At 68.6% G+C, this 15655-nt stretch carries 13 protein-coding genes; 4 read left to right on the top strand and 9 right to left on the bottom strand.

Annotated elements, in window-relative coordinates; translation table 11 throughout:
* Positions 1-83 precede the first annotated feature (83 nt).
* Both LC068_RS04555 and scpA read left to right on the top strand, forming a co-directional pair.
* Positions 84-1481 carry a methylmalonyl-CoA mutase family protein gene (locus LC068_RS04555; protein WP_226634878.1) on the top strand — a complete coding sequence of 466 codons (1398 nt, stop codon included), beginning with the start codon at positions 84-86 and terminating at the stop codon, positions 1479-1481.
* The gene (gene scpA / locus LC068_RS04560; RefSeq protein ID WP_226634880.1) at positions 1478-3625 is read left to right on the top strand and encodes a methylmalonyl-CoA mutase; all 2148 of its coding nucleotides are present in this window, start codon (positions 1478-1480) and stop codon (positions 3623-3625) included. The genes LC068_RS04555 and scpA overlap by 4 nt, the downstream gene beginning before the upstream one ends.
* Before the next feature lie 9 nt (positions 3626-3634).
* On the opposite strand, the gene LC068_RS04565 is transcribed toward scpA, so the two are convergent.
* From LC068_RS04565 to LC068_RS04585, 5 genes are read right to left on the bottom strand one after another with little or no spacing between them, the layout of a single operon-like run.
* On the bottom strand, positions 3635-4036 hold the full coding sequence (locus LC068_RS04565) for a hypothetical protein (protein ID WP_226634882.1): 402 nt from the start codon (positions 4034-4036) through the stop codon (positions 3635-3637).
* A 21-nt stretch (positions 4037-4057) separates the two neighbouring features.
* A complete protein-coding gene (locus tag LC068_RS04570; protein WP_226634884.1) occupies positions 4058-4450 on the bottom strand; it encodes a hypothetical protein in 393 nt (130 codons plus the stop codon).
* A 38-nt stretch (positions 4451-4488) separates the two neighbouring features.
* Entirely contained in the window at positions 4489-6270 is a 1782-nt protein-coding gene (mnmC, locus tag LC068_RS04575) for an FAD-dependent 5-carboxymethylaminomethyl-2-thiouridine(34) oxidoreductase MnmC (protein ID WP_226634886.1), read from the bottom strand.
* A 48-nt stretch (positions 6271-6318) separates the two neighbouring features.
* Positions 6319-6825: a DUF421 domain-containing protein gene (locus tag LC068_RS04580; protein WP_209116726.1), complete on the bottom strand. Its 507-nt coding sequence runs from the start codon at positions 6823-6825 to the stop codon at positions 6319-6321.
* A gap of 22 nt (positions 6826-6847) precedes the next feature.
* On the bottom strand, positions 6848-7387 hold the full coding sequence (locus tag LC068_RS04585) for a type 1 glutamine amidotransferase domain-containing protein (protein WP_226634888.1): 540 nt from the start codon (positions 7385-7387) through the stop codon (positions 6848-6850).
* A gap of 141 nt (positions 7388-7528) precedes the next feature.
* On the opposite strand from LC068_RS04585, the gene LC068_RS04590 reads away from it, so the two are divergent.
* Together LC068_RS04590 and LC068_RS04595 are read left to right on the top strand one after the other, a co-directional pair.
* Positions 7529-8632 carry a glycosyltransferase family 4 protein gene (locus LC068_RS04590; protein ID WP_226634890.1) on the top strand — a complete coding sequence of 368 codons (1104 nt, stop codon included), beginning with the start codon at positions 7529-7531 and terminating at the stop codon, positions 8630-8632.
* Positions 8633-8677: 45 nt separating this feature from the next.
* Positions 8678-10822 (top strand): amylo-alpha-1,6-glucosidase, encoded by a 2145-nt coding sequence (locus LC068_RS04595; protein WP_226634891.1) that lies wholly within the window; start codon positions 8678-8680, stop codon positions 10820-10822.
* A gap of 2 nt (positions 10823-10824) precedes the next feature.
* Here the strand turns inward: LC068_RS04595 and ligD are convergent, their stop codons facing one another.
* The 4 genes from ligD to motA all read right to left on the bottom strand — a co-directional run bounded on the left by ligD (position 10825) and on the right by motA (position 15641).
* The gene (gene ligD, locus LC068_RS04600; protein ID WP_226634894.1) at positions 10825-13368 is read right to left on the bottom strand and encodes a DNA ligase D; all 2544 of its coding nucleotides are present in this window, start codon (positions 13366-13368) and stop codon (positions 10825-10827) included.
* A gap of 3 nt (positions 13369-13371) precedes the next feature.
* The gene (ku, locus tag LC068_RS04605) at positions 13372-14223 is read right to left on the bottom strand and encodes a non-homologous end joining protein Ku (protein ID WP_226634896.1); all 852 of its coding nucleotides are present in this window, start codon (positions 14221-14223) and stop codon (positions 13372-13374) included.
* 147 nt (positions 14224-14370) lie between these two features.
* Positions 14371-14622, bottom strand: coding sequence for a hypothetical protein (locus LC068_RS04610; RefSeq protein ID WP_226634898.1), 252 nt, complete (start codon positions 14620-14622; stop codon positions 14371-14373).
* Positions 14623-14768: 146 nt separating this feature from the next.
* Positions 14769-15641: a flagellar motor stator protein MotA gene (motA, locus tag LC068_RS04615; protein WP_226634900.1), complete on the bottom strand. Its 873-nt coding sequence runs from the start codon at positions 15639-15641 to the stop codon at positions 14769-14771.
* Positions 15642-15655 lie beyond the last annotated feature (14 nt).

Consider the following 15655-nt stretch of genomic DNA (forward strand, 5'->3'; position numbering starts at 1 on the left):
TCCGGCGGGAGGAACCCTTCTCATAGGGAACCCCGACCGCAGAGACAATTGCGACACGCCCTCGCCTCGGCCATAGAGACCCCATGTCGCATTCGTCCTTTACGACCCCCTCCCCCGCAGACTGGCGCACCCTGGCCGAGGCCGCGCTGAAGGACCGGGGGCTGGAGACCCTGGTGCATCTGGATGCGGACGGGCTGGATATCCGCCCGCTGTATGCCGCCGCGAACGGGCGCGAGGCGGTTCGCGCAGCCAGAGCCACCGACGCCGACGGGCGGGCGTGGGACCTGCGGGTGCTGCTGGAAGGCGATGAGGCCGTCGCCCTGAACGCCCAGGCGCTGGCCCAGCTGGAGGGCGGCGCGGCCTCGCTGGTCATCAAGGGCGCGGTGACGGAAGACTCCGACACCCTGGCACAGGCACTGGCAGGCGTTCAGCTGGAGCTGGCCGAGGTGGCACTGGATGCCGGTCTGGACGGCGCCACGGCCGCCGATGCGCTGGCGGTGGCGGCCAAGGGCTCGCCGCGCGCGAAACTGGCCTTCCACATGGACCCGGCCTCGGCGTTTGTCGCCCGGGGTGGCGGGGCGCGGCCATTGGCCGACTATCTGGAGTTGGCGGGCAATACAGCGGCGCGCCACGCCGAAGCCTATCCCGATGCGCGGGCCTTCATGGCCTCGGGCCGGGTGGTGCATGAGGCCGGAGGCACGGCCGCGCAGGAGCTGGGCTTTTTGCTGGCCAGTGCCGTGGCCCTGACGGAGGCCGCGGGCCGCGCGGGCCTGTCGCCCGAGCAGACCTTCCGGCGGATGGTGCTGGGGGTGTCGCTGGACCAGAGCTATTTCGACGGCCTGGCCAAGGTGCGGGCGCTCCGCCTGATGTGGCGGACCTTTACCCGGGCCTGGGACGCAGAGGCCGAGGCGGTGATCGAGGCGCGGTCGTCGCGGCGAATGCTGGCGGCGCGCGACGCCTGGCCGAACCTGTTGCGGCTGACGGCGGCCGGGTTCGCGGGGGCCGTGGGCGGGGCCGATGTGATCGTGCTGGACGCCTTCAGCCGGGCGGCTGGCCTGCCCGATGCCTTCGCCCTGCGTCAGGCGCGCAATACCCAGCTGATCCTGATGGAGGAAGCGCATCTGGGGCGGGTCGACGATCCGGCGGCCGGGTCGTGGTTCCTGGACACCCGCACCCGCGATCTGGCCGAGGCCGGCTGGGCCGCCTTCCAGCAGATCGAGCGCGAGGGCGGGCTGGTGGCCTCGATCGAGGGCGGTGGCATCCAGAGGCGGGTCGCCGAGGCGGCCGAAGCCCTGACGGCACGCTATGCCCGGGGCGATGCCCAGTTGATCGGCGTGACCCGATACGTCGACGAGGACCCGCGCCCGGTCGAGGTCTCCCCCCTGCCCGAACCGGACACCGGGACGCCAGAGCATACGTGTGCCGCGATGGCGCCCTTGCCGCTGGCCGTGCGACTTGAGACCGGGGAGGCCGCCCGATGACCCGCCCTGACTTCACCCGCATCGCCTTCGAAGACCGCGCTCCCGGCGCAGCCGCGGACCGCGCGCCGTGGGAGACGCCGGAAGGGATTTCGATCGCGTCACGCCATGACGCCGGAGGGCTTGAGGGCCTCGACTTCATCAACGGCCTGCCCGGGATCGCGCCCTATCATCGCGGCCCCTATCCGACGATGTATGCCCAGAACCCGTGGACCATCCGCCAGTATGCGGGGTTCTCGACGGCCGAGGAATCCAACGCCTTCTACCGGCGCAATCTGGCGGCGGGGCAAAAGGGGCTGTCGGTCGCCTTCGATCTGGCGACGCACCGGGGCTATGATTCCGACCATCCGCGCGTGGCCGGTGATGTCGGCATGGCGGGGGTGGCGATCGACTCCATCCTCGACATGCGGACCCTGTTCGACGGCATTCCGCTGGACAAGATGAGCGTGTCGATGACGATGAACGGGGCGGTGCTGCCGATCCTGGCTCTCTATGTCGTCGCCGCCGAGGAACAGGGGGTCGCCCCCGCCCAACTGACCGGGACCATCCAGAACGACATCCTCAAGGAGTTCATGGTCCGCAACACCTATATCTATCCGCCCGCGCCCTCGATGCGGATCATCTCGGACATCTTCGCCTGGACGGCCGAGCATGCGCCGAAGTTCAACTCGATCTCGATCTCCGGCTATCACATGCAGGAGGCCGGAGCCTCGGCCGACCTGGAGCTGGCCTATACGCTGGCGGATGGCATTGAGTACCTGCAGGCGGGCGTGGACTCAGGGCTGGACGTCGACCGGTTCGCCCCGCGGCTCAGCTTCTTCTGGGCCATCGGCATGAACTACTTCATGGAAGTGGCCAAGATGCGGGCCGGGCGGCTGCTGTGGGCCGAGGCCGTGTCGAAGTTCGGCGCCAAGAACCCCAAGTCGCTCAGCCTGCGCGCCCACTGTCAGACCTCGGGCTGGTCGCTGGCGGCCCAGGATGTGTTCAACAACGTCAGCCGGACCATGGTCGAGGCCATGGCGGCGGCGGGCGGCCAGACCCAGAGCCTGCACACCAATGCGCTGGACGAGGCGCTGGCCCTGCCGACCGATTTCTCGGCCCGGATCGCGCGCAACACCCAGATCCTGTTGCAGCAGGAAACCAGCCTGACCCGTGTGATCGACCCGTGGGGCGGCAGCTATTACGTCGAGCGGCTGACCCACGAACTGGCCGAACGGGCCCGCGCCCACATGGCCGAGATCGAAGGCCTGGGCGGCATGGCCAGGGCGATTGAGGCCGGCATTCCCAAGCTGCGCATCGAGGAGTCGGCGGCCCGCATCCAGGCGCGGATCGATACGGGCCAGCAGACGGTCGTGGGCGTGAACCGCTACCTCTCGGATCAGGTCGATGACATCCCGGTGCTGAAGGTCGACAATGCGGCCGTGCTGGCGGCCCAGATCGAGAAGCTGAAGCGGCTGCGCGCCGAACGGGACGAGGAGGCGACCGAAGCGGCGCTGGAGGCCCTGACGGCCGGGGCGAAGGGCGACGGCAATCTGCTGGCCCTGTCGATCGATGCGGCCCGGGCCAAGGCCACCGTGGGCGAGATTTCAGATGCGCTGGAGGCCGCCTTCGGCCGCCACGTGGCCTCGGTGAAGACCGTCAGCGGCGTCTATGGCAAGGAAGCCGGCAAGGACGCCAAGGTCAGCCGCGCCCGCGACATGGTGGCAGCGTTCGTCGAGAACGACGGCGGTCCGCCGCGCATCCTGATCGCCAAGCTGGGCCAGGACGGGCACGACCGCGGCCAGAAGGTGATCGCCACGGCCTATGGTGATCTGGGGCTGGAGGCCACGGCCGGATCCCTGTTCCAGACGCCGGCGGAAGCCGCGAAGGAAGCCGTCGAGAAGGGCGTTCACGCCGTGGGCGCCAGCTCGCTGGCCGCCGGGCACCTGACGCTGGCGCCGCAGCTGATCGCCGAGCTGAAGAAGCTGGGGCGCGAGGACATCATGGTGGTGGTCGGCGGGGTCATTCCGCCCGCCGACGTACAGCCCCTGCTGGATGCCGGCGTGGCAGCCGTCTATCCGCCCGGGTCGGTAATCGCCGACACGGCGATCGATCTGATCGACAAGCTGAACCAGCGGCTGGGCTATGCCCAGAAGCCGAAGGGCTGAGGCCCGGCCCTAGGGCCGGTAGCGCGACGGCAGGGCGGCGACCTCTTCCTCGGTCAGCTTTTTGACAACGCGGGCACGGCAGCGGTTCGAAGACCCGGCCACGTAAACATCCACCGACAGGGAGTCGGAGACGCAGGTGCGCGCGCTCGACCCGACAAGCGGCGTGAAGGCCAGGGTGTTGGCGCTCTCGATGCCGGAGCAATAGCTGGTCGTCTGGATCTCATACACGTCGCCGCCCAGCGCCTTCACATAGATCGACGGCGATTGACCGGCGCGGAAGTTGATTATGCGGTCCGACATGAAGCAGGTGTCCGACGACCGTGCGTTCATGGCGGTGTCTGGCCCGGGCGCGCAGGACGCGGCCAGCAGGAGGGCGGGGATCGACAGGGCAGCAGCGAAAGCGCGGGTCATGGGTCTCTCCGGAACTTGGGGTCAGGTCTGCGGCGGACCGCCGCTGATACGCGGGCCAACCCGGGCGCTGCAGTATTCGACGGGGCGGACGTCGCCGCGCACGGCAATCCGGGTGGCGTCGCCGGGGCACAGGCGGGTGAGGCCGGCGGCATCCGGCTCAAGCGCGAAGCCGAGCGAACTGTTCAGCCCGTTGCAGGCGCCATAGACCTCCAGCGGATAGGCGTCGCGCCCGACGTTCAGATAGACCGTCTGGCCGGGACCGTCGCTGAAGCCCCGTACCTGCGACGGCGAGAAACAGGTCTGATCGTTGAAGGCCGTGGTGTCGCCGGACGGAGTGGTGGGCGCGCAGGCGGCGAGGGCCAGCACGGCGCCGGTGAGGGCGAGCGGGAGCGGCATGCGGTTCAACTGGGTCATGGCCCGACAACGTCCCTCGCGCGCCCCGGTTTCGCAAATCACGATTGGGTTCCCTGTAAACGCGAGGGCCGAAGGCGGTGCGCCATGGCCATTGGCAGGGGCGAGGGACGCCCGAGGACCTGTGCCGCGACATGCTCGGCCAGCAGGGGCGCGAGGCAGAATCCGCGCGAGCCCAGACCTCCGAGGACGTACAGACCCTCCTCCACCCGGCCGGCGACGGGCAGCCGGTCGGGCGTGGTCGCGCGGACAGCCGCGCGGGACCGCAAGGGCGCCTGACCGGCCTCCTCCGCCCGTCGCGGCAGACAGCCGGCAAGGGTCTCCAGATTGCGCCGGGTGTCTTCGGGGCAGACCTCCAGCCCCTCGTCGTCGCGATCATGGGTGGCGCCGAACAGCAGGCCCTCGCCGGTGGGGATGGCATAGCCACCCCAGGCCAGGGGCGCGGGTGCGGTGACTCCCTCGGCCACCTCAACCTGACCCCGCACGGGCTGGAGCGGCAAGAACAGGAGGCTGCGGGTGCCGGCGCCGGTCGCCACGATCACACAGGCCGCCCGGCGGATGAGGGCGCCGTCCCCATCGAACAGGGCCCAGCCCTCCCCGTCCCGAGCGATGCGGGCGACGGAGGCGCGGGTCACACCGTGGGGCAGCCAGGCCGCGAGCACCCGGGCCGGGCGAATGACCCGGGCGTCGGCCATTCGCAGGGCGGGGAACTCTATCCGTTCGCCGATGTGGTCGGAGACTTCGGCCGGGGTCAGGACCTGCATATGGCCGGGAGACCAGATCGTCTGTTCGGCGACGCGGCGGTGGCGCTCGACATCCCTATCCCGGCCGGGGAGTTGCAGGACGCCTTCGGCCACTACGGCGCCGTCGATCTGCCCATAAAGCTGACCCGCGCGCTCCAGCGCCTGGGCGAACCCTGAGGCGAGATCGGGATCACCGACGTCGAGGCGCGGCGTGACGAGGGCGGCGTCAAAGCCCGAGGCGCCCGCGCCCGGCCCCTCGGCATCGATGACCTCGACCGTCCGGCCCTGGGCGGCAAAGGCCCGGGCGAGGGCGGCGCCGGCGATGCCCGCGCCGAGGATGACGATGTCGTCGGGAGTCGTCGGCCCTGCTGACTCGCCGGCAAAGGTCCCCTCCAGCCGCTCGCGCTTGCGGCCATGGCCGGGGCGTTTTTCGACGGTGAAGCCAACCTCCGCCAGTCCCCGCCGGACAGCGCCGGCGACCGTGAAGGTGGCCAGACGCGCACCCGGCCGACTGAGCGCCGCAATCCGGGCCATGATGCCGGGCGCCCACATGTCGGGATTGGTGGCCGGTGAGAAGCCGTCGAGGAACCAGGCGTCGGCCTGTCCCGACCAGCTGGACAGCCCCTGCTCCACCGGACCGACCGCCAGATCGAGGGTGGCGTTGAACGCCGGCAGGTCCATCCGGTGCAGGCCCGGCGTGGCGGCGGGCCAGACGGCCAACAGGGCCTCGACTGCGGGCGCCAGTTCCGGCCAGGCCGCGAGCGCCCGGGTCGCCTCGTCTCGCGACAGGGGGAAGCCCTCGACCGAGAACAGGCTGAGCCGCGCGCCCGGCGGCGCGTGGTCGCGCCACAGCATGAGCAGGGCAGCCATGTTGAGGCCGGTGCCGAACCCCAGTTCGGCGACGCAGAAATGTTCGCGTCCGGCGAAGGCGCCCGGCAGGCCGCAACCTTCGAGGAAGACTGCCCGGGTCTCGGCCAGACCGTCCTCGGGCGAGAAATAGATGTCGCCGAACCGGCCGGAGCGCGGGGTGCCGTCGTCGTCCCAGACCAGATCGGCAGAGGTGTCAGAGCCGGAATGCATGCGGGCTCCGTAGCGCGTCGAAGCGCCGCTGTCGCGGGCGGTCGTGCGTCAGGGCTCCGGCGGGTCCTCGCGACGGGCCAGCACCGACATGTCGCCGTTGCGCTCAAGGTAGGCACAGTCCACGCGGCTAAGGTCGGAATGACCCTGGGCGCGCAGTGCCATGTCCAGATCCCCCTGACCGAGGCCGGCGCGGCGCATCGCGGCCTCGTCGATCTGACCGTCGCGCACCAGCTGAATCCGCCCGCCCTTGAGCAGGAAGCTGAGCCATGACCAGCGGGCCGAGGCCCGGGCCAAGAGGGCATGGAGGGCAACCAGCAGCAGGCTGGCGATGACGGTCGGCAGAAAGGGCGCGCTGCCGGTCATGGCCCGCCCGAGATTGGAGCCGACGATCACGGCGAAGATGATGTCGAGCGGTGTCCACTTGCCGAAGGCGCGCGACGAGGCGAGCCGCACGGCGAGGATGCCGACGGCGAAGACGAGCACGCCCCGGATGGACATCTGCCACCAGGTGATCGTGCCGTCCTCATAGCCAATGACGGCGTGAAGGGTCTCCATCTCGCCTGTCCCCGGGCGCCGCTCAGGCGGCGCCGAACACCTTGATGATGCCGTCGCAGAAGGCGGGCAGGTCGTCGGGATTGCGCGAGGTGACGAGCTTGCCGTCAATCACCACCGTCTCATCGACCCACTCGGCGCCCGCGTTCATCAGATCGGTCTTGAGCGAGGGCCAGGAGGTCAGCTTGTGCCCCTTGGCGATGCCGGCGTCGATCAGCGTCCAGGGACCGTGGCAGATGGCAGCGATCGGCTTGTCGGCCTTGGCGAAGGCACCGATGAAGCTGATGGCCTTTTCCTCAAGCCGCAGGGCGTCGGGGTTGATCACGCCGCCGGGCAGGACGAGGCCGTCGTAATCGTCCGCGCTGACATCGCCGAGCGTCTTGTCGACGCCGACCTTGCGGCCCTTGTCATGGTGTTCGAAGCCCTGAATGTCGCCAGCCTCGGGCGCCACGATGTGGACGGTGGCGCCGGCCTTGCGCATGGCGTCGACGGGCTTGTCCAGCTCGACCTGTTCGAAGCCGTCGGTGGCGAGGACGGCGATGGTTTTTCCGGAAAGGGCGGACATGGGCTGCTCCGTGTCTGGTGAGGGGGTTGAGGGGGGTTAATCCCGGGCAGCCCGCGCCGTTCCCGTGTACGCTTTCCGACATTGGAACCGCTCGCCTCTGGCGCGCTTTGAGCAAGGGTCACAACCACCCGGACCCACCCCATGAAAATCGCCCAGGTTTCCCCTCTGTATGAAGCGGTCCCCCCCACGCTTTACGGCGGGACGGAGCGGGTGGTCGCGCACCTGACGGATGCGCTGGTGGATCTGGGTCATGAGGTGACCCTGTTCTCGTCCGCCGAGGCGCAGACCCGCGCCCGTCTGGTGCCCGTCCGTGATCAGGCGATCCGGCTGGACCCCGCGCCGCTCAAATCCGACATGGCGGCACACATGGCCATGCTGGCCAGGGTGCGGGACATGGCGGACCAGTTCGACGTCATCCACTTCCACACCGACATGATCCATTTCCCGTTCTTCGAGGACCGGGCCGGGCGGACGGTGACGACCCTGCACGGTCGTCTGGACCTGAAGGACCTGCCCGCCGCCTATGACGCCTGGCCGCAATTCCCGCTGGTCTCGATCTCGGACGACCAGCGTCGCCCCCTGCCCTGGGCCAACTGGGCGGGCACGGTCCAGCACGGCATGGACGCCGAGCTGTATCGTCCCAGCGACCGGTCGTCGGGCTATCTGGCCTTCCTCGGCCGCATCTCTCCGGAGAAGCGCCCCGATCGGGCGATCGAGATCGCCACGCGGCTAGGCATGCGCCTCAAGATCGCAGCCAAGGTCGACGCGGCGGACTCGGTCTATTTCGAGAGCCGCATCCGGCCCCTGCTGGACAATCCGCTGATCGAGTTCGTCGGCGAGATCGGTGATGGCGCCAAGTCCGAATTCCTGGGAGGGGCCGATGCGCTGCTGTTCCCGATCGACTGGCCGGAGCCTTTTGGCCTGGTGATGATCGAGGCCATGGCCTGCGGCACGCCCGTCATCGCCTGGCCCAATGGCGCGGCGCCCGAGGTGATCGAGGACGGCGCGACCGGCTATCTGGTCAGCAGCATCGATGAGGCGGTGGACGCCGTGCGCCGGGCCATCACGCTGGACCGGTCCGCCATCCGGGCGCGGTTCGAACTGCGCTTCTCGGCGACCGCCATGGCGCAGCGCTATCTGGACATCTATCGAGAGCTTCTGGCCCGCACGCCCTATGCGCCGCCGGGCATCGAGATGCCCTTGCCGGGCGCGACATTGAAGATGCCTTCGGCCGCCGTAGCCTGATTTCGATCTTGTGCGTTAGACGGTCTCACGCAGGAGACCCGCTCTATGACTGACGCCCAGACCGGGTCGACGGACACCCCCGAACCCGAGGTCGCCGTGCTGGGCCGATTGATGCCGCTGAAGGAAGGCGATGCCTTCCTCGTGGCCGATCCGCTGGGCGACATGAGCGGTGGAGCGGATGGCTTCTTCCTCAGGGACACGCGGGTCCTGTCGCGACTGCGGCTGCTGATCGGCAACGCGGCGCCCTCGCGGCTGAGCTCGGCGCTGTCGGATGACAATGTCTTCTTCGTCTGCCAGGGGACCAACCGGCCCCTGCCCCCGATGGGCGGCCGCTCCGCTCCCGCCGGAATTATCCATCTCGAACGGCGCCGGTTCCTCTGGCAGGAGCGGATGTACGAGCGCATCCGCCTGACCAACCATGGGGTGGACGAGGTCATCCTGCCGCTGGCCATCGAATACGGCGCGGACTTTCGCGATATTTTCGAGGTGCGGGGCTCAAGCCGTCCCGCCCGCGGACTGAGTGAACCGCCGGTCCGCGACGGGCGCCGCGTGCGCTTTTCTTACAAGGGCCTGGACGACGTGACGCGCCGGACCTGCCTGTCCTTCTCCGAGCCGCCGGCCTCGATGAGCGCGACACGGGCCGCATTTCAGCTGACCCTGCCGCGCGGGCGGCGCTTTGACCTGTATATCGAGGCGGGTGCCGACACCTGCGAAGCGCCCGACCGGGAACGCTGGCGGCTGGCGTCGATCCAGGCGCGGCTGGCCATGCGGGCGCGGCGGCGGCGCGGGGGCGGCGTGCGCGGTCACCGCAGCCCGCGCTTCAACCAGTGGCTGGACCAGTCGCGGGCGGACGTGGCCCTGCTGACTACGGACCTGCCGACCGGGCCCTATCCCTATGCAGGGGTGCCGTGGTTTTCGACGCCGTTCGGGCGGGACGCCATCATCACGGCCTGGCAGATGCTCTGGCTGGATCCCAGTCTGGCGCGGGGCGTGCTGACCTATCTGGCGGCCCGCCAGGGCACGACCACCGACGCCTTCCAGGACGTCGAGCCCGGCAAGATCATGCATGAGACGCGGGGCGGCGAGATGTCGGCGCTCGGCGAGGTGCCCTTCGGGACCTACTACGGCGGGGTCGACACCACCTGCCTGTTCGTGGCGCTGGCCGGAGCCTATGCGCGGCGCACCGGCGACCGGGGGCTGATCGAGGCGCTGTGGCCGAACCTGCTGGCGGCGGCCGGCTGGATGGAGGCCCGGGGCGAGGCCAACGGTCTGGGGCTGATCGACTATCAGCGCGCCCGCGACACGGGCCTGTCGAACCAGGGCTGGAAGGACAGCGAGGATTCGATCTTCCACGCCGACGGTCGCTTCCCCAAGGGGCCCATCGCCCTGCTGGAAGTGCAGGGCTATGCCTATCAGGCTTGGCAGGCCATGGCCGCCATGGCGGAAACGCTGGGGCAGGACGTAGCGGAGTGGACCGACCGGGCCGCACGCCTGAAGGCCGTGGTCGAGCAGCGCTACTGGATGGAGGATCAGGGCTTCTATGCCATCGCGCTGGACGGCGATGGCGCCCCCTGCCGGGTGCTGGGCTCGAATGCCGGGCACCTGCTGTTCTCGGGACTGGCCGAGCCGGAGCGGGCCGCAGATGTGACCCGCACCCTATTGTCGGCGCGCTTCCGGACGGGCTGGGGCCTGAGGACACTGGCGACGCGCCAGCCCCGCTACAATCCCATGTCCTATCACAACGGCTCTGTCTGGCCGCACGACACGGCCCTGTGCGTGGCCGGCATGGCCCGCTATGGCGAGCGGGACGCCGTCGCGCGGGTGCTGGACGAGCTGTATTCGGCGGCGGTCAATTTCGACATGCGTCTACCCGAGCTGTTCTGTGGGTTCAGTCGTGAGACGGGCGAGCCCCCGGTGCCCTATCCGGTCGCCTGCATGCCGCAGGCCTGGGCCGCGGGCTCGGTCTTCCTGTTGCTGCAGGCCAGTCTCGGGATCGACATCGACGCGCCCGGGCGCCGGGTGCGCGTCGACCGTCCCCGCCTGCCCGGCGGGATCGACCGGCTGACCGTCACGGGGCTCGAGATCGGGGACAGCCGACTGGATCTGGTGTTCAGTCATGTCGACGGGCGCACCACCGTCCGCCCGCTCCATCGCAGCGGGCCGCCGCTGGACATCGTCGCGACGTCCTGAGGTCAGAGATCGGGCAGGGTCTGGCTGGCAAAGCCCCAGCCGGCGAGGGCCTTGTCCTCCGACCGCTCGATGAGGGTCTCGACATCGGCGATGGAGAAGGGGTGTGCGTCTGTCATGCCCCGCAGTTCGTCCCAGTTGACCGGCACGGCCACCGGGGCGCCGGGGCGTGCCCGGGCCGAGAAGGGCAGGACCGCCGTACTGCCCCGCTGGTTGCGCAGCCAGTCGATGAAGATGCGGCCCTTGCGCTTGGCCTTGCTCATGGTGGCGACAAAGCGGTCCGGCTCGGCCAGGGCGAGAGCGCCGGCGAAGCGGCGGGCGAAGTCCTTGTGCGCCTCCCAGTCGTGGCCGGGGGTCAGGGGGACGACAACGTGCACCCCCTTGCCGCCCGACAGCAGGGCGAAGCTGACCAGACCCAGGTCGGACAGGCGACGGCGGATGTCGCGGGCCGCGCTGACCACATCGCCGAAGTCGAGCCCCTCGTCGGGGTCGAGGTCGAAGATCATCCGGTCGGGTGCCTCGATGTCATCGGTCCGACAGGCCCAGCCGTGAAACTCGATGGTGCCCATCTGGACGCAGGCGACCAGGCCTGCCGCATCCTCGATGTAGAGATAGTCCTCGGTGCCGCCGTCCTTCTCGCGGATCGGGACGGCATGGACATGGGGGCCGAAGCTGCCGCTGTCGTGCTTCTGGAAGAAGCATTTGCGCGCCCTGCCCTGCGGACAGCGCACGAGACTGATCGGGCGGCGCGCGGCGAACGGCAGCATGAGCGGCGCCACCGCCGCATAATAGTCGGCCAGCTGGCCCTTGGTCTGGCCGCTGCCGGGAAAGATGACGCGGTCGGCGCTGCTGACCTTGACCGGACGGGCGGCGGCAGGCCGCGCGGCGCGGGCGCGCTCGGGCTTCACGTCGGCGGCGGGCTTGTCGTCGCGCAGTCCAAGGAAGCTGCCGTGGCGGACATTCCCGTCGGCGGTGAATTCGGCAAAGGCGACTTCCGCGACCAGACGCGGCGTCAGCCAGGTGACGCCTCGCGCGCTGGCCCGGTCGACCTCGGCGGGCGGGGTCTTGCGCTCCAGCCGCTGCATGCGCCCGGCCAAATCTTCCATGGTGTCCTGGGTGAAGCCGGTGCCGACATTGCCCTTGTAGATCCAGTCGTCGCCGTCCTTCTGGGCCAGCAGAAGCGAGGCGAACGGGCGGCCGCGGGCCGAGGAGGCCTTCCAGCCGATGATGACGAACTCCTGCCGAAGCGTGCATTTGACCTTCACCCAGTCGCGGGTGCGGCGCGAGCGATAGGGCGCGTCGATGCGCTTGGAGATGATGCCCTCCTGCCCCGCCTTGCACAGCGAGGCGTAGAGCGTCTCTCCCGCCCCGATCAGATGGTCGGCGACGTGGATCGGGGGCTCGGCCGCGCGCAACAGGGCTTCCAGCCGTTCCTTGCGTTCGACATTCGGGAGTGGCGTCAGGTCCTCTCCGTCCAGCGACAGGAGGTCGAAGGCGTGAAAGGCCAGGGCATCGTCGGCGGTCTGGCTGCCCTTCCCCCGTTTGAGCACCGCCTGCAAGGCGGAGAAGTCCGGGTTGCCCTTGGAGTCGTAGGCGACGATCTCGCCGTCGATCAGGCAGGGCGGCAGGTCCAGTCCCTGAATCACCTCGACCAGAGGGCCGAACTTGTCGGTCCAGTCCTTGCCGTTGCGGGTGAAGACCGACACCTCCTGGCCCTTCGCAGAGACCAGGGCGCGATAGCCGTCGAACTTGATCTCGTGCATCCAGTCGTTGCCGGTGGGCACGGCATCGACGAGGGTCGCGAGCTGGGGTGACCGGAAGGCAGGGGCCTTGGCGGTGCTGCGCTTCTGGGACTTGCGCGCCTTTTTCGTATGGTCGGCGGCACGGGCCATTTCACGGGCGAAGGCGTCGTCGCCCTTGCCGGCCAGCGGGTGCTTGCCCTCGGTGTCGGCGGCGATCTCGGCCATGGTCCGGCCGGTCAGCACACTGGTCAGGGCCGTCTCGACCAGACCGTCGCCGGGCGCGGCATGGGCGTCGCTGATCTTGCGCAGCAGCCAGTTCTCGCGCTTTTCGCCTTTTCGCGGTTTGAGCCGGATCAGCAGCCACTCGCCCTTCATCCGCTGGCCGTGGACGATGAAGTGGAGGTGGCCGTCCTCAAGGTCGTCGGCGGACTTGCCCTCGATCGGCTCCCAGCGGCCCTCGTCCCACAGCATGACCGTGCCGCCGCCGTATTCGCCCTTGGGGATGATGCCCTCGAAGCGGCCATAGGACAGGGGGTGGTCCTCGGTGCGCACTGCGAGGCGTTTGATGTCCGGATCGGTCGAGGGGCCTTTGGTCACCGCCCAGCTTTTCAGGACGCCGTCGACCTCGAGGCGCAGGTCCCAGTGCAGGCGGGTGGCATCGTGCTTCTGGACCAGAAAACGGTCGCCCGTGCCGGTCCCGACCTCGCCGCGCGGCTCGGCGGTGCGGTCGAAGTCGCGCTTGTGATTATATTCCGCGAGCAGGTCGTCGGCCCGGGTCTTCGCCTTTGACCGCGCCTTCGTCGCCATGGATCAGGCCCGCTTCTTCGCCGGCGTCTTGCGGGTCGAGGCCTTGCGCGGGGCGGGCTTGCCTTTGCTGTCTCCCACCGACTTCTTCAGCGCCGCCATCAGGTCGATGACATTGCCGCCGGTTGCCGCGGCGGGCTCTTCCACATCCTCCAGCACCTTCTTGCCCTTGGCTTTGGCCTTCTTCTCGACCAGCTTCTTGAGGGCGTCGACGTAGCGGTCGTGGAATTCCGAAGCGTCAAAGGGCGCCGTCTTCTGCTCGATCAGCGAACTGGCCAGATCGATCAGGTCCTTCTCGGGCTTGTCCGTGCCGATGCCCTTGAAGAAGGACTGGCCCTGCCGGACCTCGTCGCCATAGCGCAGGGTCTCCAGCAGGATGCCCTTGCCGCAGGGCTTGAGGGCCACGAGCTTCTCGTGACCGCGCACCGACAGCTGGCCGAGCGCGATCTTCTTTGCCGCCCGCAGGGCCTCGCGCAGCACGATAAAGGCCTCTTCGGCCAGGTCGTCGGCGGGCACGACGTAATAGGGCTTTTCGAAATAGAGGGGGTCGATCTCGTGGGCCTCGACGAACTGGACGAGGTCGAGCGTCTTCTTGCTCTCGATGCGGACGGCCTCGATCTCCTCATCGTCCAGCAGGACGTAATTGCCCTTCGACACCTCATAGCCCTTCACGATTTCGTCGCGGTCGACGGGGCCAAGGCCGGACACGACCTTTTCATACGAGATCGGCTTGCCCGAGGGCTCGTGAATCTGGCGAAAGCTGATCGACGCGCCGGATTTCACCGCCGCGTAGATCTCGACCGGAATGGAAACCAGGGCGAGGCGGATATTGCCCTGCCAATAGGCGCGCGCGGCCATGAACGACTCCCTTTTCGCGGAGTCAGAACACCTGAGCGGGCGGGCGGTTCGATGCGGCTCCGCCGAGCCTGTCGCGCAAAAGAAAAGGGCCGCCCGTGAGGGCGACCCTTTCCCGATCCGGTCCCGAAGGACCGAAAATCGAAGTGCTTAGTGAGCAGCTTCTTCGGCAGCCGGAGCCGGAGCGGCTTCGGTGGCCATGGCGTCGCCAGCGGCTTCGGTGGCTTCGGTGGCAGCAGCGCCAGCTTCCATGGCGGCGTCTTCCGCGGTGGCGGCAGCGTCTTGAGCGGTGTCAGCGGCTTCAGCAGCTTCTTCGGCCGGAGCGGCTTCGTCGGCGGCCGGGGTGCAGGCGGTGATGGCCAGAGCGGCGGCCGAGGCGGCGATCAGAGCAACGATACGCATGTGTTTCATCCTTCAGAAGGTTCAACGGGGTCATGAATCCCCGCACAGGAGTGATAACGGAAATGTGAGTCGAACCGCAAGCGAATTCTCACGGGTTCGTGATCATCCGTGAGCGGCGCGTGTGGATAACGCCGCCGCCGTCAGCCTCAGCCCGCGTCGGCGGGCGCGTTGGCCAGGTTCTCTTCCATCTCGCTGAACGAGGGCTGGGCCCCCGACGGGATGTCGCCGCGGCCGATCTCGACCGAAATCTGGGCGGCATTGCCGTGCAGGTGGGCGACCAGAACCGACTGGATGATCTTGTAGAAGGCGCCGTCGCCGTCGACGATCTCCTTCAGGCGGGTGGCCATCGGGCCGACCAGTCCATAGGCCAGGAAGACGCCGAGGAAGGTGCCCACCAGGGCGCCGCCGATCATGCCGCCCAGGATTTCCGGCGGCTCAGTGATCGAGCCCATGGTCTTGATGACGCCCAGCACGGCCGCGACGATACCGAGCGCCGGCAGGCCGTCGGCCATGTTCTGGAGGGCGTGGGCGCCGGCCAGCCCTTCGTGGTGGTGCTTTTCCAGCTGCTTTTCCATGGCGTCCTCGATCTGGTGCGGATCCTCGAGGTTCATGGTCATCATACGCAGCGTGTCGCAGATGAAGTCGGTGGCGAAGTGGTCCTTCATGATCTTCGGATACTTCTGGAAGATCGTGGACTCGGCGGGCTTTTCAATATGGCTTTCGAGGGCGATGACGCCCTTGGACTTCATCGTCTTGGTCAGCTGGAACAGCAGGCTGAGAAGGTCGACATAGTCCTTCTTTTTCCACTTGTTGCCGGCGAACACCTTGCCGAAGCCGCCCAGGGTGGCCTTGATCGTCGAAACGCTGTTGCCGATCAGGAAGGCGGCGACGCCCGAGCCCAGAATGGCCATCAGCTCATAGGGCAGCGAGTGCAGGATGACCGCCATCTTGCCGCCGGCCAGGATGTAGCTGCCGAACACCATGCCGAACAGCAGGACGATGCCGATGATCTGAAACATGGAGGGAAGGCACA

The organism is Brevundimonas poindexterae (genome assembly GCF_020524625.1).
Lineage (GTDB): Bacteria > Pseudomonadota > Alphaproteobacteria > Caulobacterales > Caulobacteraceae > Brevundimonas > Brevundimonas poindexterae_A.

Coding starts and splice junctions, on each gene's coding strand:
- LC068_RS04555 (WP_226634878.1), top strand. CDS start 84: ATGTCGCATTCGTCCTTTACGACCCCCTCCCCCGCAGACTGGCGCACC.
- scpA (WP_226634880.1), top strand. CDS start 1,478: ATGACCCGCCCTGACTTCACCCGCATCGCCTTCGAAGACCGCGCTCCC.
- LC068_RS04565 (WP_226634882.1), bottom strand. CDS start 4,036: ATGACCCGCGCTTTCGCTGCTGCCCTGTCGATCCCCGCCCTCCTGCTG.
- LC068_RS04570 (WP_226634884.1), bottom strand. CDS start 4,450: ATGACCCAGTTGAACCGCATGCCGCTCCCGCTCGCCCTCACCGGCGCC.
- mnmC (WP_226634886.1), bottom strand. CDS start 6,270: ATGCATTCCGGCTCTGACACCTCTGCCGATCTGGTCTGGGACGACGAC.
- LC068_RS04580 (WP_209116726.1), bottom strand. CDS start 6,825: ATGGAGACCCTTCACGCCGTCATTGGCTATGAGGACGGCACGATCACC.
- LC068_RS04585 (WP_226634888.1), bottom strand. CDS start 7,387: ATGTCCGCCCTTTCCGGAAAAACCATCGCCGTCCTCGCCACCGACGGC.
- LC068_RS04590 (WP_226634890.1), top strand. CDS start 7,529: ATGAAAATCGCCCAGGTTTCCCCTCTGTATGAAGCGGTCCCCCCCACG.
- LC068_RS04595 (WP_226634891.1), top strand. CDS start 8,678: ATGACTGACGCCCAGACCGGGTCGACGGACACCCCCGAACCCGAGGTC.
- ligD (WP_226634894.1), bottom strand. CDS start 13,368: ATGGCGACGAAGGCGCGGTCAAAGGCGAAGACCCGGGCCGACGACCTG.
- ku (WP_226634896.1), bottom strand. CDS start 14,223: ATGGCCGCGCGCGCCTATTGGCAGGGCAATATCCGCCTCGCCCTGGTT.
- LC068_RS04610 (WP_226634898.1), bottom strand. CDS start 14,622: ATGCGTATCGTTGCTCTGATCGCCGCCTCGGCCGCCGCTCTGGCCATC.
- motA (WP_226634900.1), bottom strand. CDS start 15,641: ATGTTTCAGATCATCGGCATCGTCCTGCTGTTCGGCATGGTGTTCGGC.